Consider the following 21,643-nt stretch of genomic DNA (forward strand, 5'->3'; position numbering starts at 1 on the left):
CAATACTTATTTATAAAAATAATGTATAATATTTACGAGGTGAACATTCATGTCAATAACAACATATATACATAAATTAAGAGAAGAAAAGGATATATCTTTTCGTCAGTTATCCATAGATTCAAAAATCAGTTATGGAAATATTATGGATATTAAAAATGGGCGAATAGCTTATCCAACTGATTCTATTCTTAGCAAATTATCAAAATATCTTAATCAACCAAAAGAAGATGTTCTTTTTGATATTTTGAAAGATGATGTTGATGAAGATTATTCTTTGACATCACTTCGCTACTTATGTTATTTAAATACACATAATTATACAATAGCAATTAAACCCAATGTTCCTAATCACTTGAGAACGGGAGTCATGATTTTTGATGGATATGCATATAAAAAACGCTCTGGAAATACTTTTACAATTGTAGATTCATGGTCACGTATAAAAAAAGAGCATTGGTCAATGCTCAGGATTAAGTTTCGCACGAAGTTAGATAGGGATTCATGGACTGAAGTATTTATGAACGAAGATATGTACATATCAAACGTTTTATATTTTGAAATATTTAGAATAGAAAACAGTGGGTTTGAAAATATTAAAGAAGTTGTGATTACATATGATAAAAAAGATTATGATGTTGAATATGTGAAAAAGTATATTCCTAAAAAGATAGGGTATAAGATAAGATTTTTGGACGAAATAGAAAAATAGTAATGATTAGAGTAAAAAAGCCAATGTAAATTTTCTACATTGGCTTTCGTTTTGGATATAATGATTAATTTTAGAATATTAAATATAAGAAGATTGCTGATAAATATGTTTTCACGTAAGTATCTTACTTTTTCAGTGAGATTAGTTAATATAATAAAGTTTTAAATAAAAATACATAAAAAGAGATTATATATAACCTTTAAACTGTTTATTATAATCTCTTTTTGGTTGTATAAATATTATAAAATTTTAATTGACAGCTTTCCTTATTTCTTCTTCGATTGAATTAATAATAGAATTACAATTATTAACACGATAAATGTAATTGTTATATAGTACATAATTATTAACAAAAGTATATTTTGACAATTTTTTTCCACTTATTTCTAAAACATATTTAGTTGTTTTGGGAAGATTAAATTCATTTATTTTTGCTATTTTGTTATCATTGTGTAATGATATTGAATTTATTTTGCTTACTATATAATTAATGGATTTTTGTTTTGTTGTATAATATTCATAAGGAATTTCATTTTGACCATAAATACTTAATTTAATACTTTCAACTCTATAATTTATATTTTCACTATTTGATGTTTCAAATAATATAAATATACTGAATATTATGGTTGATATGATTAAAATGGATATTTTTGATCGCATGTTTATATACATACGGCTCCATCTAAATATTTAGCATTTATAACTATTTCATTTTGTCCCCATCCATTATTTACTGTATAAGATTGAACTAATAAAGAGTTCATAGAGAAGCCATAAGCAACAACCCAGTGTTCCCCATACGTTGGATGATTAGTGACTCCCGCAATAACAGGCTGTTTATTACTGTAAATTTTTTCTGCACCTTCCTTTAAATTGATTTTCTTTGCAGTTTTTTGAAGTCCTCTACTAGAAAGGTAATTATTCAATCCTTTTGGTAGTGATGTATAAGTGCTTCCAGGAGTAGAAGGTTCGATATATGATTTCATTTTATTTGTTAAAGCTACGCCATCTGAAGTAATTAAACTTTTATCGACATATATTTTATTGATATGATCATAGTAATAAGCTAATAGAATCGCAGAGGCTGTTGAACCACAGATTCCTGTTTTGTTTGTATTGTATGTTCTAGGTTTATAAGAAAGTTTTCTTGAGAAAGAGCCAGGTGGGAATACTACATTTGGTTGTGCAACATCCATGTTCATTTCAATATCTTCATTGTTTTGTTCTAATACTGCAATTTTTTTATTTACAATAGTGTCTGTTGCAACTTCTCTTATAGTATTTGCGGATTCTTCTTCAAAATAATTAAGAGCTCCACCATAGTAATATTTTTTATCGGGATTGATAATAAATAAATTTTCAGATTCGGTGCTATATTCAACATAATCGTTATTTTGACAGTCAATTATAATATAACCTCCCTCTTCTAAATTGAAAAAATAAGCAACTATTTGATCGTTGGCTCCATATAAGTTTATTTTGGATGATTCATCAATGGAAATGCCCAATTCATTATTAAAATAATTAATATCTAGTGTTTTGGCATAAGTATTCGTCAATCCAAAATTACATAAAAGCAATGATAAAAATGATAATACAATTAAACTTGATTTAATTCTTGATTTGTAATTTTTTTTCATAATGATTATCTCCTTTCATTTAGATTTTAGCACATAAAAAATATATGTCAATAAATATATAGATAAAATATATATTGAAATAAAAATTTGTATTTGATAAATTTATATAGAGGTGATGCCATGTCTAAAAAGAATAATTTCTTTCGATTAGAAATGTTATTTTTAAGAATTTTGAAAGAAAAAGATTGCTATGGTTATGAGATTACTCATACATTAAAGGAAAGAACAAATGGGAAAATAGATGTCAAAGAGGGGTCAATGTATCCAATTCTTTACAAATTTGAAGAACTTGGTTATATTACTAGCGAGAAGAAACTGGTGGGAAAAAGAATGACAAGAGTTTATTATCATTTGGAAGAATCAGGGAAAGCCTATCTTGATAAAATCTATCAGGAATATAAAGATATGGTTCAAGTGATTAATGATTTGATGGAGGAAAACTATGAATAAGGATATGAAACGCTATCATAATGAGTGTAAATATTTATTTTCTTACTTTGGAAAGAAAGAACGACAGTTTTTAAGTAAACTTATGGATAATATTGAAGATGCACCCTATGATGAAATCATTGAAAGATTAGGAACACCTGAAGAAATCATCACTGAATACTATAAACAAGAAGGCATTTATGGTTTGATTAAAAAAGCAAAAATTGTAAGAATGTTAAGAAATGTTTTCATACTATTTTTGATTTTATGTACATTATTCTTTTCATATAAGGCGTACATATATCAAAAGACATATAATGAGGTTAGAGATTCTCAAAATGCTTATATTGAAGAAGCTGTTGAAGTAATTGAGGAATAGAAAGGAATGAATAAAATGAAAAATATTATTAAAAAGTTTTTTGTATCATTAATATGTATAAGTGCAATGATGACTATTTCAAATGTTAATGCATTAGACTATATTGACACGTATACCTATATTGAAGAAGAATTTGATGATGGAAGTTATATTGAAGTAACTGTTGAACAAAGTAATGTTCTTACAAGAGCATCATCAATTACAGGTAAAAAAACAGCATCATATAAAGGTAGTAGTGGAACAATATATTGGTCAGTAACTGTCACGGGAACATTTACATATAATGGTACGACAGCAAGTTGTACAAAATCATCAGTAAGCACAAAAAATAATTCAGTAAGTTGGAAATTGAGTAATGCAAAATCTTCAAAAAGTGGTGCAACAGCATTGGCAAGTGTAACAGCTAAACAACATCATCAAGATGGAACAGTTTTAAAAACAGTTAATCAAACGGTTAAATTGACTTGTAGTGCTTCAGGGAAACTTTCATAGTAGTATAAATTTGAAGAATAATTTTCCCACCAAAATAACACCAAAAATGATAAAAAAGTATATCAAAACGTATAAAATTATACTTTGATATACTTTTAAAATGGCTTAAATACTGCGTTTTGTATGTATTTTTATTAAATGACATGCTCCCATCGTCCGCCCCAGAGTATGCGGGTGTAGTTCAATGGTAGAACTTCAGCCTTCCAAGCTGACTACGTGGGTTCGATTCCCATCACCCGCTCCATCAAAATGGTAAAGTCCTTATTTTAAGGGCTTTTTTTGTGTTTAAAATACTAATGATATTAAAGAATTATTAATAAAATATTAAAGTGTTTTTAAAACATATTTTTGATAAATATTGTAATTTTTATAATAGATAATTGACTTGAATAACTTAAAAATGGGAGAGGTTAAAATGAAAAAGAGTAAGAAAGTCACAATCATATCGATTGTTGTTATTGCATTTGTGATGGGATTATTACAAATCTATCATTATTGTTTGAATTTATCAGTGGAATTGCCTCAAGAAGTTGATCAGGCTGTGACAGAATGTCTTGAAACAATGGTAGATCCAGATGAATATATGAAAACAATCGTACCATCACATTTTGATTTGATAACTTCAGCCTATCATCCATTTGGATATACAGAAGATGATGCATATATCAAAGTTTATGGATATTGTGCTGTACTTCGATTTAGAAATGAAACGCTTAAAGAAAATAAAGATAACAGAGATAACCATATTGATATGTATTCTTCTGAATCCGGAGAAGCTATCTACAAAATGTGCAAAACAGATGTATGAATATATTGATAGTCATGATATTCCAGAAAGCAATGAAGAAAAGTGAGATTATAGTATTTGGAGGACAAAACAATGAGCAGAAAGAAAAAGATAGTTTTGATTATTTTAGGAATTATAGCCTCTTTAGGAGTATTACTGTTTTATTGGGATCATCAGGTTGTGACACCAACAAAAGAACTTGATGAAAGTTTAAGGTATGAATTGGCACATATGGACGATGAATATATTGAATATGATTTTGCAATAATATCTTATAAATTATTTAAAATCACTGAATCAAAAGATAAAGCCGTCGTTTATGGAATGTTTTATATAGAACAGTATAAAAATGACAGTGAATTTTTAGAAAGTGGTTATTTTGATTATATGAAAGTCACATTAAAGAAAGAAAATGAAAAATATATATTAGATGAAGTTTGGGTTCCAGAAGATGGTGATCAGTATCAAATATCATTATTAAAGAATTTTCCTATTAATACATGGAGTCGTATTTTGTTGACTGGAGATAGATATAGACTAGAATTAATAGAGGAAAATAAACAGCAATACAACAAATATATCACAAAGAATCAATAATATTCATATTCAAAAAAGTATATCTGAGTATGTAAAATCATACTTTGATATACTTTTAATACAGTGTTTTTATTGTTTGCTTTTATGACTGTTTTATGGAAATTGTTGTGTGTTTTTGAGGTTTATAGATTTTTAGTATTATTATCGTGCTTTAAAATAATACCATACCACAGCGTAATAAATAATCATACATGATAAAATGTATTTTATAAATATTTGATACATCATATAAACCATGTTTATATGATTCGTATACTCATAATAAGAGCCAATACTAAAATAAATAGCTAAAAACAACCACATAATCCCTAAACAAATATTATACTTTTTGACATTTTTTATTCTATGAGATGAAATTTTATGACCAGCCCAGAAATTCATAGGTTTTGAAGTGATGAAAGTATATATAGCAAGTCCATAAAAAGCGATGGCTACAATCCATACTTCCGAAAGATGTGATTCCATAAATGATATTCTCCTTTTGATTATTTTTACAACTTTATTATACAACGCTTTGCTGATAGTTACGAGAATAAAATGGTGTTTTAAAAATAAACCTTTTTTATAAAGATACAAGATGATTTTGGATTTTCTAGAGGAGTGAATTTGGCTATATTGGAAGGATTTCAACATGGCATTTTGACTTCTACAAGTTTAATGGTTAATATGTCCGGATTTGAACATGCTGTTTCATTAATGAAACAATATCCAGATTTATTACATGTAGGTATTCATTTGGTAACAAAGTATTCTGTGGTTAAAGGATTAAAAACTTTAACGGATGAAAATGATCATTTTTATCGTGATCCAGAAATCATTGAAAAAAGTGAACAAAGTGAATTAGATAAAGAATATCAGGCACAGATGGATAAGTTTTTAGCGACTGGACTTAGACCTGATCATATTGATTTTCATGTATGTATGACACCAAAACAGTTCAAAGCAGCTATGAAATTGGCTAAAAAATATCATTTACCTATGCGTGCTCAAAATCAACAGATAGAAAATATTTTAAAAGAACATGGTATTGCCTATGCACCATGCCATATTCCAGATTTTTATAATCATGGAACAGTTGAAACATTGTTGAAATTATTTGAAAAAGCTTTCGATGAAAAAAGAGAAATTATTGAATTGGCTTTACATCCTGCTTATGTTGATCAGACTTTATTAGATTTGAGCAGTTATCATGTTCAAAGAGCAAGAGAATTTGCTTCACTAATGGATTCAGAGGTATCTGCATTTATTCAACAACATGATATGGAACTGATTTCTTTTGTGGACTTATAAATACATATGATGAAAAAGTATATCATTTCAAAGATATACTTTTTCATTAGGACTGATTATTGAATAGCTGGGATATAAATCAATTGATCATTTTCTACACCAAACTGATAAACAGGTTGGTAATACCCTTTTGAATCTTCTCTGTACACGAGCTGAATTGAATGAATGACGATTTCGTTACCTAAAGAGATCATCCAATCTTGATTGAATTGTCCTTCTTTAATATATTGGAAAGCCTGTTTTTCAGAAATGATAGGATAGGACTTATAAATATCAAAGGATTTTATTTGATAAGATAGAAAAGAAAGAGAATAATCTTGGTTGATTTGTACTGAAATATTGCCTTGAATATAATGTTGCCCTGTGTTTGAATTTATTGAAAATTCATAGGTTCCTGTATCTATTTGTGTAAAAATGGCTTGTTCTGGAATTGAAATACCTTCTTTTTCAATGACTTTTTTCACTTCCTGTTGAGATAAGTTTTGCGTGTTTGGTTGGAATTCTTCGGGATAGATAATATTAATTGAGCCTTCTTTTTTATCAATGAAGATGTTTATATCTTTGTTTTTTGATACAAAAGACATGTTTTCATTGTTTATTTCTGTTTGCTGGTCATCTATGATATCTTGATGCTTTTGAAAAATGGTCTTTGCGAGAGTGTTATAGTCTTTATCGGGATATGTTTTGATTTTATAAACAGGTTGTGAGGTCGCTTGATGTGATAAAGGAACATGACTTATGACTTCGATATGTGACATATCTGCTTTTTTATAATAAGCTTGTGCTAAATTACCTAATTCTTGATATGAGTAAGATACAAATATATAAGTAAAAGATAGGATTGCTAAAAATAGAGGAAACTGAGAAATAATGACAGGTCTTAATTTGATAGGTTTTTTCTTTGCTTTTTGGAATAGCGTATGACCTAAAATAAATAAACCAAAACCAATCATGCATCCTAAAGTATTATTCAAAATATCATCCATTTCAAAAATACCACGATGTGTGATCAGTTGTGTTGTTTCAATCAATATTGTAAATAATAGTCCTGAAAGATATGTCGGCCACCAATATCTCATTTTCTCAAATAAACATGGTAATAAGATGCCTAAAGGAACACCCATTATGATATTTAAAATGATATTACGCCATTCACGTAGTTGAAAATGATTGATAGCCATACGATAGGAACTGAATAGTTCAAAACTGAATTTTTGTTCATAAGAAAAACTGGACCTACTGGTCAGTGTTGCCAAAATCACAACAATCACATAGCCAATAAGCATACCACTTAAAATCAGTTTTTTGATTGAACAATGAATATTTTTGCCCTGCTTTTTTTGATAAAAAAGATAAAATCCATACATTCCTCCCAATATCAAAACAATCAAACCTGCCAAACCTACTGAAGGAATAGCTAATCTTAAAAACTCTGATAATCCCATTTACATTCTCCTTTTTTATAGTGATAGAATTATAACATACAATGATTTTTAGAGGAAGTTTAAATATTTATTGTCTTTTTTTGATAATTTATGTTTCTTAATCAAGAATATGTTACAATGGAGATAGGGAAGGTGGATATTTATGAAAAAAATATTAAAAGTTTTTACGTTGTTATTAACTGTTTTTTTATTAACAGGATGCATGAAAATGAGAATGAATTTTGAAGTGGGTCCCGATAAAAGTGTACGTTCATCTATGGAGTTACTAATTGAAGAAAGTGCTTTACAAGCTTCTCAAATGACAAAGGAAGATTTTGTTCAACAGATGGAAGATGAAATTCTATCATCACCAGAAGGGCAGAATGCTAAAGTGACTGCTATTGATGAAATGATAGATGCATCTCAATGGGTTGGTGTGCGTATAGAAGGATTAACATCAACGGTTGATGAAATGGGGATCAATATTCAAGAAGAAACGATTGATGGGAAAGATTGTCTGGTTTTAAGATTACCATTAGAAAATCTAAGTCAACAAATGAATTCAGAGTTTTCACAGACAGCTGGTTATTCTGTAGATAAGATGAAGGCTTTAGGCTTAGAGATGGTGATGAATATTAAAATGCCAGGAGATGTAGAGTCCAATGTTGGAACTGTTGATGGTCAAAATGTGACAATTGATCTTCTGGAACTGGCAAGTCAGCCCCCTCAAGAGAATGAAATTGTTATTTCTTCTGCAAAAGAAGCAAGTATGGATATGACTTATGTTTTTGTCGGTATAGGCATTTTGGTTGTGATTGGTTTTATTGCTTTGATTCTTAAAAATAAAAAGAAAGCAAAACAAAATATGATAGAAGAACATACAGATTCTAAGACTCAAGATAATACTTCAACAGAAACAATAACACAAGATCATAGTGATGAAAATAACGGCTAGGCCGTTATTTTTAATATGCGAAATGATAATAAAGAATCATAATAATTAAAGTAAGCAGGAAGATAGAGAGAATCTGGTTGATTTTTTTAAACATATATTTCATACTTTCACCTTGTTTTAATATATGCAATTCATTTAAAAGACTTTTCATTATATTAAAAAAATGTTAATATATTTCAAAAAGATGAGGTGAAAAACATTGAAATTTACAAAGATGGAAGGCATTGGAAATGATTATATTTATGTTGATGGTATTCATCAGGATGTCATTATGACACCAGCATTTATATCACGTATCAGTGATCGCCATTTTGGAATTGGCAGTGATGGGATGATTGTGATTCTTCCTTCTCAAAATTATGATTTTTTGATGCGTATGTTTAATCGTGATGGCAGTGAAGGAAAGATGTGTGGTAATGGGATTCGCTGTTTTGCGAAATTTGTTTATGACCATCATTTAACTGAGAAGACTTATCTGGAAATTGAAACATTGGCTGGAGTTAAAAGAGTCTGGTTAAAGGTTGAAAATGGAACGGTGCAATCTGTCAGAGTAGATATGGGAAAACCATCATTGGATGTGAAAATGATTCCTTGTCTTTTTGAAAAAACGGAAATGATTAATGAACCATTGCAAATTAATCAAAATATTTATTATTGTACCGCTGTTTCAATGGGAAATCCCCATGTTGTGACTTATGTTGATCAACTTGATTTTGCGATTGAGGACATTGGTCCTTGTTTTGAAAAAAATCAGATGTTTCCCGAATCTGTTAATACAGAATTTGTACAGGTCGTAAGTCCAGAGCGTTTAAAAATGCGTGTCTGGGAAAGAGGTTCAGGAGAAACAATGGCATGTGGAACAGGTGCCTGTGCAGTGATGTATGCCAGTTATGTTAATGGCTTATGTGGAAGGCAGGTTGATGTGGAACTGTTAGGTGGAGTATTACATATTGATTATGAAGATGGTCATATTTTCATGGAAGGACCAGCAAGAACGGTATTTGAAGGAATCATAAATGAGGAGGATTTTAAAAATGTATAGTACAGCACAAGAAATCATTCAATATATCAGAGATGCAAAAAAACAAACACCAGTAAAAGTTTATGTCAATGGACATGACTTACCTTGTGATGAATCTATTCAAGTTTTTGGAACAGAAACAAGTCGTGTTTTGATTGGTGATTTAGAAAATGTTGAAAAATATTTAGAAACATATCAAGATCAGATTACAGATACTTATTTAGAACAGGATCGTCGTAATAGTGCGATTCCAATGTTGGATATGCGAAATATCAATGCACGTATTGAACCGGGTGCATTTATTCGTGAAAATGTGACAATTGAAGATAATGCGGTCATTATGATGGGGGCTGTGATTAATATTGGAGCGAAAATTGGTGAAGGTTCAATGATTGATATGGGTGCTGTTTTAGGTGGACGTGCTGAAGTTGGAAAACATTGTCATGTTGGTGCTGGAGCAGTTTTAGCAGGTGTTATTGAACCACCTAGTGCCAAACCAGTTGTATTGGAAGATGATGTTTTAATTGGTGCGAATGCAGTTGTTGTAGAAGGTGTTCGTATTGGTAAAGGGGCTGTTGTTGGTGCAGGAAGTATTGTATTAAATGATGTGCCAGCTGGAGCTGTTGTTGCAGGAAATCCAGCACGTATCATTAAAGAAGAAAAAACAGATGAAACAAAAGAAAAGACACAATTAATGGATGATTTAAGAAAAATTTAAGGTGAAATTATGGAAGATGTCAAACGTTGGAGGAGAGAGCTTCATCAGATTCCTGAACTGGGATTAAAAGAATATGAAACAGCAAAGTATTTGCGTCATGAATTGGAAAAAATGGGATATCAATGGGAAAGTATTGTGGATACTGGAACGATTGTTTATATTGATAATGGCTGTTTATCGACACTTGCTTTTCGCAGTGATATAGATGGTCTACCGATTGAAGAAAAAAATGAAGTCGATTATGTTTCTAAACATTCTGGATGTATGCATGCCTGTGGGCATGATGGACATATGAGTGCATTATTGGGATTTGCAAAACGTTTAAAAATTATAAAAGAACCATTGAATTATAATATTCTTTTGATTTTTCAACCTGCTGAAGAATCACCGGGAGCTGCTCGTTTTGTCGTTGAATCTGGTATTTTTGAAAAATACAATGTCAAAGCGATTTTTGGTATGCATTTGATGCCATTGATTGAAGAAGGAATGATTGCCTGTAAAAAAGGACCATTGATGGCAATGTGTGGAGAACTGGATGTCACTATTCATGGAAAAGGTGCTCATGCAGGATTACCTCAAGATGGTGTTGATAGTATTATGATAGCCAATCAGGCCTATATGCAATATCAGACAATGGTTTCTCGTCAGATTTCTCCTTTTCAGCCAGTTGTTTTGAATATTGGCCAAATAGAAGGAGGAACAGCCCGTAATAGTGTAGCGACACAAACAGTGATGCATGGAACTTTGCGTTGTTATGATGAATCTCTTTTTCACCAAATGACAAAACATATTCAAGCGATTCATGAAAGCTTAATGCAAAGTTATCAATGTCAAATTGAGTGGAGTTGTCCACCAATGTATCCACCAGTCATTAATTCTTCATCGTTGTATTTACAATGGAAAAAATGTGTTGATTTAGATCGTTATATTGAATTAGATGAACCTTTGATGTTAGCGGAAGATTTTGCTTTTTATCAAAAGGCTGTTCCAGGTATTTTCTTCTTTCTTGGAACAAAGTGTGATCGTTATCAAAGTGGACTGCATACGGAAACATTTAACTTTCATGAAGATGTATTAATCAAGGCGATTGATTTATATGAAAGAATTGTCAAAAATATAAAGGGGGTTTAATGATGGAAGATTGGTATACAAGAGGGGAAGAAGCTTTTTTAAAAGCTTATGGACGTTATGATATTGTTTTAGAAAAAGGTGAAGGTGTTTATCTTTATGATACCAAAGGACGTCGTTATTTAGATTTTTATGCCGGGATTGGTGTCAATTCGTTAGGTTATCGTTATCCAGCCTATGTTGAAGCATTGCAAAAACAAATAGATACTTTAATGCATGTTTCTAATTATTTTTATTCACCAGTTGCTGTGGAGGCGGCCGAAGCAGTCAAAAAAGCCACACAGTTAGATGCTGTCTTTTTCTGTAATTCTGGAACTGAAGCCACAGAAGGGGCATTAAAACTGGCAAGAAAGTATTATTATTTAAAACATGGAAAGGCAGATAGTGAAATCATTTCTTTTCATCATTCTTTTCATGGGCGTTCTACCGGTTCAGTGAAGTTGACAGGAAATCCTGCCTATCAAAAAGCCTTTGGACCATTAATTGAAGGAGTTCGATATGCCACTTTGAATGATATTGAAAGTGTTAAGAATCTCATCAATGAACGTACTGCTGCTATTATTGTGGAACCTGTTCAAGGTGAAGGTGGCGTTTATCCTTGTGATCAGGCTTTTATGAAAGCTTTAAGAGCACTTTGTGATGAACATGATATCTGTCTGATTTTAGATGAAGTGCAATGTGGTATGGGACGTACTGGAACAATCATGACATATTTCCAATATGATATCATGCCTGATATTGTTTGTCTGGCTAAAGGTATTGGCTGTGGAATTCCAGTAGGTGCTTTTGTCGCTAATCAAAAATGGGCACAGGCTATGCAAGCTGGTGATCATGGAAGTACTTATGGAGGAAATCCATTGGCTTGTATGGCTGTAAAAACTGTTTTTGAAATCCTGGAAAAAGAACACCTTTTAGACCATGTACAGGAAATTTCACAATACCTGATTCAGCGTTTAGATGAAGTTGTCAATGAATTTGATTGTGTGGTTGAACGTCGAGGTTTAGGTTTGATGCAGGGACTGGTATTGAATCAAGAAGCAAAACCAGTTGTGCATTCTTTATTGGATGATGGTGTGATTGTTGTGACAGCGGGGACAAATGTGATTCGTATGTTACCACCATTTATTATTCAGCGTGAACATGTTGATGCATTTATTGATATTTTGAAAAAAAATTTAAAAAAATTGTCATAAAAAGAAGAAAAACCTCTTACTTTTTGCGTATATAAAAGTAAGGGGGTTTTTCTATGTACAAATATCCAATAGAATTACAAGATGAAGAAAAAGCATGTGGTGCTTATTGTATTGCGATGATTTTAAAGTATTATCATTTTCATGATGAAATCAAAAACATTAAAAAGAAAGCCAGATTGAATCAAAATGGTATTTCAATCAAAGGAATGATTGAATGTTTAAAAAGCTATCAGATTGAAGCCAAAGCCTATGAAGCACATTTAGATGATGTGGAAAAAGAAGTAAAATGTCCTTGTATTTTATATATGATTGAAGCAGGACTAGGACATTTTGTTGTTTTGTATGAAATCAAAGATGATGAGTTTATCATAGGTGATCCAGCCAGAGGGTTAATCACTTTGTATCGTGAAGATGTGGAAGACATTTTCGGGCGTTTTGTGATTGTGATTAAACATGTTGGTCGTGTTCCTGAACTATGTTATAAAAGTTATTTTCAGTTTTTAAAGGAAATGTTTTTGTCTTATCAAAAGTATCTGATATCTTTTTTATGGAAAGGTTTATGGATTGCGTTGATTGGTTATGGCAGCAGTTATTTTTTTCAAATTTTAATTGATTATATTGATTTGAAGACACCATTTTTCTATATGGCTGTGCTTTCTTTAGGTTATTGTTTTTTAGAAATGATGCGTACATATCTTTCTCAATTAAAAATGAAAGAAATGATTTATTTACAAAAAGCAATGGATGAAGATTATGTTTTTCAGTCTTTTATGAATATGTTGAAACAACCAGAAACTTTTTATCGTCAAGATGATGGTGTTATTCAAAGTCAATTATTAAGTTTATTTGAATTAACAGAAATGAGTTTAGAATGTTTTGAAAAGTTTTTTTTAGATGGTATGTTTTTTGTTGTCTTATGGATAGGAATGTGGTTTTTAAATATTTGGATGACATGTATTGTGAGCGTTGTTTTATTGATTATTGTTTTGATGAGTTATCGTCGTTTAAAGGATTTTCAGACTTTGAATAAAAATTATCTGGAAGCCCATTTTCATTTTGGGCATCATGTCTTGGAATTGATTGAAAACCATCGTTTGATTTGTTATTTTGATTTGTTTCAAAGACAAAGAGAAAGAAGTTATCATATTTATTTGGATGAAGCTTTATTAAAAGAAAAACAGGCATTATTCTTAAATCAATTTCATTCTCTTGTCCAATATATGATTGTTTTGTGTTATGGAATGATTTTATGTTTAGGATTTTATTTCTTTTCTCAAAAAACAATGACAATGGGGCAATTGATGATGTTTTATATGCTTGTATCTTATTGTATTCAACCAGTTTTAAATATCGTGACACTAGCAAGTCAGTATAAACAGGTCAGTTTGATTTATGAAAAATATAAGAATTTTGAAATTGATGAACAACCTTCTTTAGAAACCTTGAATCAGTCTATTACATCTATTCGTTATGATGATGTCAGTTATGCCTATGGGTATCAAATGCCAGTTTTAGAACATATTGATTTAGATATTCATCATCATCTTTGGATCAAAGGGGCAACCGGTAGTGGAAAATCTACACTTTTAAAACTGTTGATGGGACAGGATAATACATATCAGGGAGATATTTATATGAATGGACAGGAATTAAGACAGATTGATTTATCATCTTTACATCAGCATATTGGTTATTTAAATGAAACACCAACTTTTTTACATATGACTTTAAAAGATAATTTTTTATGTCCTGATGAAAAGAAAATTCAATTTTATTTAAAAACTTTCAATCAAGAACAGCTTATAGATATGTTTCATATCGTCTTAAATGAAGATGGAAGTCCTTTGTCTTTAGGGCAAAGACAGGTTGTTGCGTTGATTCGTATGTTGTGTCGTGAATGGGATGTTTTGATTATGGATGAAGCTTTTTCGCATTTAGATACCCGTCTGGCTAATAAGATTTTACGATATTTATTGAAAAATGATGAGGGAAAGATTTATATTATGGTGAACCATCAAACAAAGATAGTGAACAAGGATATGGAATGTGTTATAATTGAAAAAGGAAAAATAAAGAAATAAAGGGTGAGAAGATGAATATTGATTTTGTATATGAAGATGAAAAACATTTATGTCAAGAAAGTTATGAAGATGTTTTTAAACAAATTATTGAAACAACTTTAAAAACTTTACAGTTGGATGATGATGTTGAATTATCTTGTGTGATTGTTGATGATGGGCAGATTCATCAAATCAATCGTGATTATCGTCATATTGATCGTGCGACAGATGTGATTAGTTTTGCTTTAGAAGATAATGAACAATATTATGTAGAAGGAATGCCAAGAAGTTTAGGAGATATTTTTATTTCTTATGATCATGCTTGTGCTCAAGCCAAAGATTATGGACATTCTTTAAAGCGTGAGATGTGTTTTTTGATGACGCATGGTCTTTTGCATTTATTAGGATATGATCATATGAATGAAGATGAAGAAAAAGAAATGTTTAGTTTACAAAAAGAAATTTTAAATCAGTTAGGAATAGAAAGAGGTTAAATATGGATTATCAAAAACTTGTAGATGAAGCGTTTGAAGCTTCTAAGAATGCTTATGTTCCTTATTCACATTTTCGTGTGGGAGCGTGTCTGTTGTTAAAAAATGGACAGAGAATATACGGGACAAATATTGAAAATGCAGCTTATGGTTCAACTATGTGTGCAGAGCGTAATGCGATTTTTCAAGCTTATTGTCAAGGATATCGTCAAGATGATATCGAAGCTTTAGCGATTGTGGGAGATTGTACACCTTTAATCTCTCCATGTGGAGCCTGTCGACAGGTACTGGCAGAATTAATGAATCCTCTCACACCTATTATTTTAGGAAACAAAGATTATTATGAAGTGACAAATATGCAGACGTTATTACCACGTGCATTTACAGGAGAAAGTTTATGACATTTAAATCAGGATTTGTAAGTATTGTTGGTCGTCCCAATGTTGGAAAATCGACGTTATTAAATCATATATTAAAAACAAAATTGGCGATTACATCATCAACAGCTCAAACAACACGTAATACCATTCAAGGGATTTATACGGATGATGAGGCACAGATTATTTTTATGGATACACCGGGTATTCATAAACCACAGGATGGTTTAGGTTCATTTATGAATACGAATGCTTTAAATAGTATTTATGGTGTGGATATTGTTTTATTGATTGCGCCAGCTGATGAAAAGATTGGTAAGGGAGATCGTTTTATTGTCAATCGTTTAAAAGAAGCTGATGGACCTGTTTATCTGATTTTAAATAAAATAGATTTATTGTCTAAAGAACAACTGGTTCAAAAATTGGCACAATGGAAAGAAATGTTTGATTTTAAAGAAATCATTCCTATCAGTGCATTAAATGGAGATAATGTAGAACATTTATTAGAAATTATTAAAAGTGATCTTCATGAAGGTGTGATGTATTATCCTAAAGATCATATTACAGATCATCCAGAACGTTTTATTATGGCTGAATTTATTCGTGAAAAGATTCTTTATTTTACGCATGAAGAAGTTCCACATAGTGTTGCGATTGTGATTGAAAGTATGACAGAAGATGAACAGGGAGTGCATGTCATGGCAGCGATTGTCGTGGATCGCCCAAGTCAAAAAGCCATTCTTATTGGAAAACAAGGCAGCATGATAAAAAAAATCAGACAAAATGCTCGTCGTGAAATGAAACGCTTTTTACAGACACCAGTAACACTGGAATTATTTGTGAAAGTGGAAAAGAACTGGCGTAATAAACAAAAGTATTTAAGAGAGTTTGGTTATGATGAAAACGACTATTCATGAGGAAACAGTCGAAGCGATTATTTTAAAGAAAACACCTTATAAAGAAAATGATATGATTTTACATGTTTATACCCGTGAGTATGGAAAAATCAGTGTTCTGGCACGAGGCATTAGAAAGATGACAAGTAAAAATGCAAGAGGATGTCAGGAAATGATGTTAAGTGAGCTGACGATTCATCTTAAAAAAGGACTCAGTTCATTGATGAAAGCTTCACCCGTGAATTATTTCCGACATATTGAAGAAAACCTTGAAAGTGAGATTGTTGGACAATATATTTTAGAATATTATTATCGTTATGTGGAAGAAAATCAGCCTTTAGAAAAAGAGTATGAAATCTTATATGAGGCTTTACATGCTTTAGATGTTGGTTATATGCCTTTATTGGTTTATCTTGTTTTTAATGTTTTTATCTTAGAACATAATGGTGTTTCTTTAGATGTTGATGGATGTGTCTTTTGTCGTTCTCCACAGGTGGTCTCTATTTCATTAGAAGATGGAGGATTTGTCTGTCGTGAACATCTGGGTCATCACCCATTATATTCTCATGAAGTTCTTAAGGCTTTTCGTCATATCCATAAAATTCCAATGAAAGCTATTGATCATATTCATGTATCTTCATCTGTTATTTCTGTATTGGTTCCTTTAATGGAAACACTGATAGAGGAATATACGGGAATTCAGTTGAAAACATCACGTTTTATTCATCAAATTGTGTAGAATTTCTACACAATTTTATTTTTCTTCAAAACAAATTGGTGTATAATAGGAACAAGTGAAGGGGAAATGATATGGGACAATTTTTACCAGTGACAAGAGAAGAAATGTTAGAAAGAGGTTGGCAACAGCCTGATTTTGTTTATATTAGTGGTGATGCTTATGTGGATCATCCATCCTTTGGTGCAGCGATTATTACACGAACTTTAGAAAGTCGTGGTTTTAAAGTGTGTATGTTAGCCCAGCCAGACTGGCGTCGTTTAGATGATTTTCAGCGTTTTGGTAAACCACGTCTGGGATTTTTGATTTCCAGTGGGAATATTGATTCTATGGTGAATCATTATAGTGTATCGAAAAAAAGAAGAAAGAAAGATAGTTATTCGAATAATGGTGAAATGGGACATCGTCCAGATCGTGCCGTGATTGTTTACAGCCAAAAAGTACGTCAGGCTTATCCCGATGCGACGATTTTAATTGGTGGAATTGAAGCCAGTTTAAGACGTCTGGCACACTATGATTATTGGGATGATAAAGTCAGAAAGTCTATTCTTGTAGATGCAGGGGCAGATTTATTAATGTATGGTATGGGAGAAAACAGCATTATAGAGATTGCAGAAGCATTGGATTCGGGATTAGAGGCACGTTATTTAACATATTTGGATGGAACGGTTTTTAAAGTGAAGGATTTATCTATGATTTCACAAGACTATGTCATGTTACCTTCTTATCATGATATTACTCATGATAAAAGAGAATATGCGAAATCTTTTGGTATTCAATATCGCCATACTGATCATTACAATGCGAAAACATTGGTAGAACCTTATGAAGGGTTTTACATTGTACAAAACCGTCCGAATCGACCATTAACACAGATGGAAATGGATGATACATATGCTTTGCCTTATCAAAGAACATATCATCCAAGTTATGATTATATACCCGCTATTGAAGAAGTTCGTTTTTCATTAATTAGTAATCGTGGTTGTTTTGGAGCCTGTAATTTTTGTGCATTGAATTTTCATCAGGGACGTATCATTCAGTCACGTTCACATGAATCTTTGATTGAAGAAGCGAAAAAGATGATTCAAGAGCCAGATTTCAAAGGATATATCCATGATGTCGGTGGACCAACAGCTAATTTTAGATTTCCTAGCTGTCAAAAACAAACCAGACATGGAGCTTGTCCAACTAGACAATGTCTATGGCCTCAGCCATGTCGTCAATTAAGAGTGGACCACCAAGATTATTTGAAACTGTTAAGAAAATTAAGAAGCTTAGATGGTGTCAAAAAGGTCTTTATACGTTCGGGAATTCGCTATGATTATTTGATGTATGATCAAGATGACAGCTTTTTTAAGGAACTTGTACAATATCATATCAGTGGACAATTAAAGGTGGCTCCAGAACATATTAGTAATCAAGTGTTAGACAAGATGGGAAAACCTCATCGTGAGTTATATGAAAAATTTGTTCAAAAATATACACAACTCAATAAAGAGATGAATAAGAACCAATATCTTGTACCTTATCTTATGTCTTCACATCCAGGCAGTGATTTAAACAGTGCTATCGAACTGGCAGAGTATTTAAGAGATATTCATCATCAGCCAGAACAGGTTCAAGATTTTTATCCAACTCCTGGTACATTATCAACAGCGATGTATTATACCGAATTAGATCCTCGTGATTTGAGTCCAGTCTATGTTGCGAAAACACTAAAAGAAAAAGCCATGCAAAGAGCTTTGATGCAGTATCGTCGTCCACAAAATTATCATCTTGTTTATGAAGCTTTAGTGTTGGCAAAAAGAACTGATTTAATAGGTTTTCAAAAGAAATGTTTAATTAAGCCTAAAGGACAAAAACGCCCACTTCAAAGGAGGTCATAATATGAAACGTCATGCAGTTTTCACATCATCCATGCATATCAGCATTCATTATTTTATTTATGAACCTCAAGTTGTTTTGCGTGTGAAAGGCATTGTTCAGATTCATCATGGTTTAGGTGAACATGCGGGTCGCTATGAACATTTTGCATCTTTTTTAGCTAGTCATGGCTATGTTGTTGTGGTGAGTGATTTTGCCGGTCATGGACGTTCTTTGATTGATTTTGAACAGGGCTATTTTGGTGAACATGATGGACCTATTCATTTGATTGAAGACATGCATCGTTTACAGATGATTATTAGAGAAAAATATCCAGATTCTCCTTATTTTATGCTAGGAACAGATTTGGGTTCTATTCTCATTCGCCAATATATGAGTGATTTTGGTGATTTTATTGAAGGAGCTTTATTATTAGGAACACTTTCTCATGTGGATTTCTTTTATTTCAAACGCATCTATTTGTGGTTATTAAAGTTTTGGAAAGGACCTGCTTATAAGGCACAGCAATATTCTCGTTATATACGTCATTATTTGAATAAAAGAGTTCATATGACAAATGATATGGATTGGTTAACAAGTGATGAAGATGAAAGAAAGAAGTTTTTAGATGATCCAATGGCTCATTTTGCTTATACTGTTCAGGGTTATCGTGATATGACTGAGATGATTAAAGATGTCAATAGTGATAAATCCATCATGAAGATTCCTGCTTATTTATCTATTTATATTGGTGTAGGTGAAAATGATCCTATGAATGCTCATATTCAAAAATTGATTCAAAAATATAAAAAAATACCAATTGAAGATTTAACTTTCCATATTTTCAAAGGGCAACGTCATGCATTGCTTTTTGAAAAAGAAAAAAAGAAAGTTTATCAAAGTATTTTAGATTGGCTTGACGAGAGAACGTATTTATAGGGTACACTCATCGTTGGTTGACAAATGACTACTATAAGGGTATAAATACGAAGTAAATATAAAAATAAAAAGACTTGGCTATTGCTAGGTCTTTCCTATTTTATATAGGTATAAAATGAGATAAAAGGGGTATAAATATGGCAAATAAAGATATGGATAAATTAATTGCTCATGCGAAAAATTCAGGTTTTGTCTATCAGGGATCAGAGATTTATGATGGACTTGCAAACACTTGGGATTATGGTCCTTTAGGTGTTGAAATGAAAAATAATATCAAAAAATTATGGTGGAAACGTTTTATTCAAGAGTCACCATATAACGTGGGATTGGATTCGGCTATTTTTATGAATCCACGTGTCTGGGAAGCCAGTGGTCATGTGGGTGGATTTAGTGATCCATTGATTGACTGTAAACAATGTAAAACAAGACATCGTGCTGATAAATTAATTGAAGATTATGATCCTGACATTCATAGTGATGGATGGTCACCAGAAAAAATGATGTCATTTATTAGAGAACATCATATTCAATGTCCAGATTGTGGAAGTGAAGATTTTACAGATATTCGTGAGTTTGAATTGATGTTTAAAACATATATGGGTGTTGTCAAGGATGCAAAAAGTGTTGTTTATTTGCGTCCAGAAACAGCTCAGGGAATTTTTGTCAATTTTAAAAATATTCAAAGAACTTCACGTAAAAAAGTGCCTTTTGGAATAGGGCAAATTGGAAAATCTTTTAGAAATGAAATTACACCAGGTAATTTCATCTTTAGAACAAGAGAATTTGAACAGATGGAATTAGAATTCTTTACAAAACCAGATACGGATTTAGAATGGTTCCATTATTGGAAAGAACAATGTATGCAATTTTTGTTGGATTTAGGTTTAAATAAGGATCATTTACGATTTAGAGATCATGAACAGGAAGAATTATCATTCTATTCTAAAGCAACAAGTGATATTGAATATTTATATCCATTTGGATGGGGTGAATTATGGGGAATTGCTGATCGTACAGATTATGATTTAGGAAGACATCAGGAATATTCTAAAAAGAATCTTGAATATTTAGATCCTGAAACGAATCAGAAATACTTACCATATGTTATTGAACCATCAGTAGGAGCAGATCGTTTATTCTTGTCTGTTTTAGCAGATGCCTATGAAGAAGAACAATTAGAAAAAGAAACACGTTTAGTTATGCATTTTCATCCAGCTGTGGCACCTGTGAAAGTGGCTGTTTTACCACTAACAAAAAAACAGAGTGCAAAAGCAACAGAAGTTTATCAGCTTTTAGCTAAAGAATTTAATGTGGAATATGATGTGGCTGGACAAATTGGAAAACGTTATCGTCGTCAAGATGCGATTGGAACACCTTATTGTGTAACTGTTGATTTTGATAGTGAAAATGATCAGTCTGTCACATTAAGAGATCGTGATACAATGGAACAGATTCGTTTACCAAATGATGAATTGGTTGACTATATTGCAAAAAAGATTCGTTTTTAATG

General features: G+C 31.4%; 24 protein-coding genes and 1 tRNA gene. 21 read left to right on the top strand and 4 right to left on the bottom strand.

All coding sequences use genetic code 11. The annotated features are described in order from the left end of the window. The first annotated feature begins 49 nt into the window (after positions 1-49). Positions 50-712 (top strand): helix-turn-helix domain-containing protein, encoded by a 663-nt coding sequence (locus tag ACGHJ8_RS04340; RefSeq protein ID WP_390541894.1) that lies wholly within the window; start codon positions 50-52, stop codon positions 710-712. Between the two features lie 249 nt (positions 713-961). Here ACGHJ8_RS04340 and ACGHJ8_RS04345 read toward each other — a convergent pair whose 3' ends face one another. Together ACGHJ8_RS04345 and ACGHJ8_RS04350 are read right to left on the bottom strand one after the other, a co-directional pair. Continuing rightward, the gene (locus ACGHJ8_RS04345; protein WP_390541896.1) at positions 962-1,387 is read right to left on the bottom strand and encodes a hypothetical protein; all 426 of its coding nucleotides are present in this window, start codon (positions 1,385-1,387) and stop codon (positions 962-964) included. Continuing rightward, positions 1,378-2,355 carry a hypothetical protein gene (locus ACGHJ8_RS04350; protein WP_390541897.1) on the bottom strand — a complete coding sequence of 326 codons (978 nt, stop codon included), beginning with the start codon at positions 2,353-2,355 and terminating at the stop codon, positions 1,378-1,380. Before ACGHJ8_RS04350 ends, ACGHJ8_RS04345 begins: the two co-directional genes overlap by 10 nt. Positions 2,356-2,475: 120 nt before the next feature. Here ACGHJ8_RS04350 and ACGHJ8_RS04355 point away from each other — a divergent pair, with 120 nt between their 5' ends. The 6 genes from ACGHJ8_RS04355 to ACGHJ8_RS04380 all read left to right on the top strand — a co-directional run bounded on the left by ACGHJ8_RS04355 (position 2,476) and on the right by ACGHJ8_RS04380 (position 5,039). Beyond that, entirely contained in the window at positions 2,476-2,805 is a 330-nt protein-coding gene (locus ACGHJ8_RS04355; RefSeq protein ID WP_390541899.1) for a PadR family transcriptional regulator, read from the top strand. Then, positions 2,798-3,163: a DUF6120 family protein gene (locus ACGHJ8_RS04360; protein ID WP_390541901.1), complete on the top strand. Its 366-nt coding sequence runs from the start codon at positions 2,798-2,800 to the stop codon at positions 3,161-3,163. The genes ACGHJ8_RS04355 and ACGHJ8_RS04360 overlap by 8 nt, the downstream gene beginning before the upstream one ends. 69 nt (positions 3,164-3,232) lie before the next feature. After that, on the top strand, positions 3,233-3,655 hold the full coding sequence (locus tag ACGHJ8_RS04365; RefSeq protein ID WP_390541903.1) for a hypothetical protein: 423 nt from the start codon (positions 3,233-3,235) through the stop codon (positions 3,653-3,655). A gap of 170 nt (positions 3,656-3,825) precedes the next feature. After that, positions 3,826-3,899, top strand: a tRNA-Gly gene (locus ACGHJ8_RS04370). A gap of 171 nt (positions 3,900-4,070) precedes the next feature. Continuing rightward, positions 4,071-4,463 carry a hypothetical protein gene (locus tag ACGHJ8_RS04375; RefSeq protein WP_390541905.1) on the top strand — a complete coding sequence of 131 codons (393 nt, stop codon included), beginning with the start codon at positions 4,071-4,073 and terminating at the stop codon, positions 4,461-4,463. 72 nt (positions 4,464-4,535) lie between these two features. Further along, positions 4,536-5,039, top strand: a complete 504-nt coding sequence (locus tag ACGHJ8_RS04380) for a hypothetical protein (RefSeq protein ID WP_390541907.1) — start codon at positions 4,536-4,538, stop codon at positions 5,037-5,039. 141 nt (positions 5,040-5,180) lie between these two features. Here ACGHJ8_RS04380 and ACGHJ8_RS04385 read toward each other — a convergent pair whose 3' ends face one another. Then, positions 5,181-5,504 (bottom strand): hypothetical protein, encoded by a 324-nt coding sequence (locus ACGHJ8_RS04385; protein WP_390541909.1) that lies wholly within the window; start codon positions 5,502-5,504, stop codon positions 5,181-5,183. Between the two features lie 105 nt (positions 5,505-5,609). On the opposite strand from ACGHJ8_RS04385, the gene ACGHJ8_RS04390 reads away from it, so the two are divergent. Further along, the gene (locus tag ACGHJ8_RS04390; protein ID WP_390542410.1) at positions 5,610-6,329 is read left to right on the top strand and encodes a ChbG/HpnK family deacetylase; all 720 of its coding nucleotides are present in this window, start codon (positions 5,610-5,612) and stop codon (positions 6,327-6,329) included. Positions 6,330-6,385: 56 nt separating this feature from the next. Here ACGHJ8_RS04390 and ACGHJ8_RS04395 read toward each other — a convergent pair whose 3' ends face one another. Next, positions 6,386-7,774: a VanZ family protein gene (locus tag ACGHJ8_RS04395; protein WP_390541910.1), complete on the bottom strand. Its 1,389-nt coding sequence runs from the start codon at positions 7,772-7,774 to the stop codon at positions 6,386-6,388. A gap of 142 nt (positions 7,775-7,916) precedes the next feature. On the opposite strand from ACGHJ8_RS04395, the gene ACGHJ8_RS04400 reads away from it, so the two are divergent. From ACGHJ8_RS04400 to ACGHJ8_RS04460, 13 genes are all read left to right on the top strand, one after another. Beyond that, positions 7,917-8,708 carry a zinc ribbon domain-containing protein gene (locus ACGHJ8_RS04400; protein WP_390541912.1) on the top strand — a complete coding sequence of 264 codons (792 nt, stop codon included), beginning with the start codon at positions 7,917-7,919 and terminating at the stop codon, positions 8,706-8,708. A 214-nt stretch (positions 8,709-8,922) separates the two neighbouring features. Then, the gene (gene dapF / locus ACGHJ8_RS04405; protein WP_087358118.1) at positions 8,923-9,750 is read left to right on the top strand and encodes a diaminopimelate epimerase; all 828 of its coding nucleotides are present in this window, start codon (positions 8,923-8,925) and stop codon (positions 9,748-9,750) included. Further along, positions 9,743-10,447, top strand: coding sequence for a 2,3,4,5-tetrahydropyridine-2,6-dicarboxylate N-acetyltransferase (gene dapD, locus ACGHJ8_RS04410; RefSeq protein WP_205089254.1), 705 nt, complete (start codon positions 9,743-9,745; stop codon positions 10,445-10,447). Before dapF ends, dapD begins: the two co-directional genes overlap by 8 nt. A gap of 9 nt (positions 10,448-10,456) precedes the next feature. Continuing rightward, a complete protein-coding gene (locus ACGHJ8_RS04415; RefSeq protein WP_390541914.1) occupies positions 10,457-11,578 on the top strand; it encodes a M20 family metallopeptidase in 1,122 nt (373 codons plus the stop codon). Beyond that, on the top strand, positions 11,578-12,768 hold the full coding sequence (locus ACGHJ8_RS04420) for an aspartate aminotransferase family protein (RefSeq protein WP_390541916.1): 1,191 nt from the start codon (positions 11,578-11,580) through the stop codon (positions 12,766-12,768). Before ACGHJ8_RS04415 ends, ACGHJ8_RS04420 begins: the two co-directional genes overlap by 1 nt. 53 nt (positions 12,769-12,821) lie before the next feature. Further along, positions 12,822-14,849 carry a cysteine peptidase family C39 domain-containing protein gene (locus ACGHJ8_RS04425; RefSeq protein WP_390541918.1) on the top strand — a complete coding sequence of 676 codons (2,028 nt, stop codon included), beginning with the start codon at positions 12,822-12,824 and terminating at the stop codon, positions 14,847-14,849. Positions 14,850-14,860: 11 nt separating this feature from the next. Further along, the gene (ybeY, locus tag ACGHJ8_RS04430; RefSeq protein ID WP_087358074.1) at positions 14,861-15,322 is read left to right on the top strand and encodes an rRNA maturation RNase YbeY; all 462 of its coding nucleotides are present in this window, start codon (positions 14,861-14,863) and stop codon (positions 15,320-15,322) included. Between the two features lie 2 nt (positions 15,323-15,324). Continuing rightward, the gene (gene cdd, locus ACGHJ8_RS04435) at positions 15,325-15,720 is read left to right on the top strand and encodes a cytidine deaminase (protein ID WP_087358075.1); all 396 of its coding nucleotides are present in this window, start codon (positions 15,325-15,327) and stop codon (positions 15,718-15,720) included. Continuing rightward, positions 15,717-16,613, top strand: a complete 897-nt coding sequence (era, locus tag ACGHJ8_RS04440; protein ID WP_087358076.1) for a GTPase Era — start codon at positions 15,717-15,719, stop codon at positions 16,611-16,613. Before cdd ends, era begins: the two co-directional genes overlap by 4 nt. Continuing rightward, a complete protein-coding gene (gene recO / locus ACGHJ8_RS04445) occupies positions 16,591-17,331 on the top strand; it encodes a DNA repair protein RecO (RefSeq protein WP_390541921.1) in 741 nt (246 codons plus the stop codon). Before era ends, recO begins: the two co-directional genes overlap by 23 nt. 71 nt (positions 17,332-17,402) lie before the next feature. After that, positions 17,403-19,217 (top strand): YgiQ family radical SAM protein, encoded by a 1,815-nt coding sequence (locus ACGHJ8_RS04450; protein ID WP_390541923.1) that lies wholly within the window; start codon positions 17,403-17,405, stop codon positions 19,215-19,217. Between the two features lies 1 nt (position 19,218). Next, positions 19,219-20,133 (top strand): alpha/beta fold hydrolase, encoded by a 915-nt coding sequence (locus ACGHJ8_RS04455; RefSeq protein WP_211965129.1) that lies wholly within the window; start codon positions 19,219-19,221, stop codon positions 20,131-20,133. 137 nt (positions 20,134-20,270) lie between these two features. Next, positions 20,271-21,641: a glycine--tRNA ligase gene (locus ACGHJ8_RS04460; protein ID WP_390541926.1), complete on the top strand. Its 1,371-nt coding sequence runs from the start codon at positions 20,271-20,273 to the stop codon at positions 21,639-21,641. Positions 21,642-21,643 lie beyond the last annotated feature (2 nt).

The organism is Massiliimicrobium timonense, assembly GCF_042850985.1.
In the GTDB taxonomy this organism is placed as follows: Bacteria; Bacillota_I; Bacilli_A; order Erysipelotrichales; family Coprobacillaceae; genus Allocoprobacillus.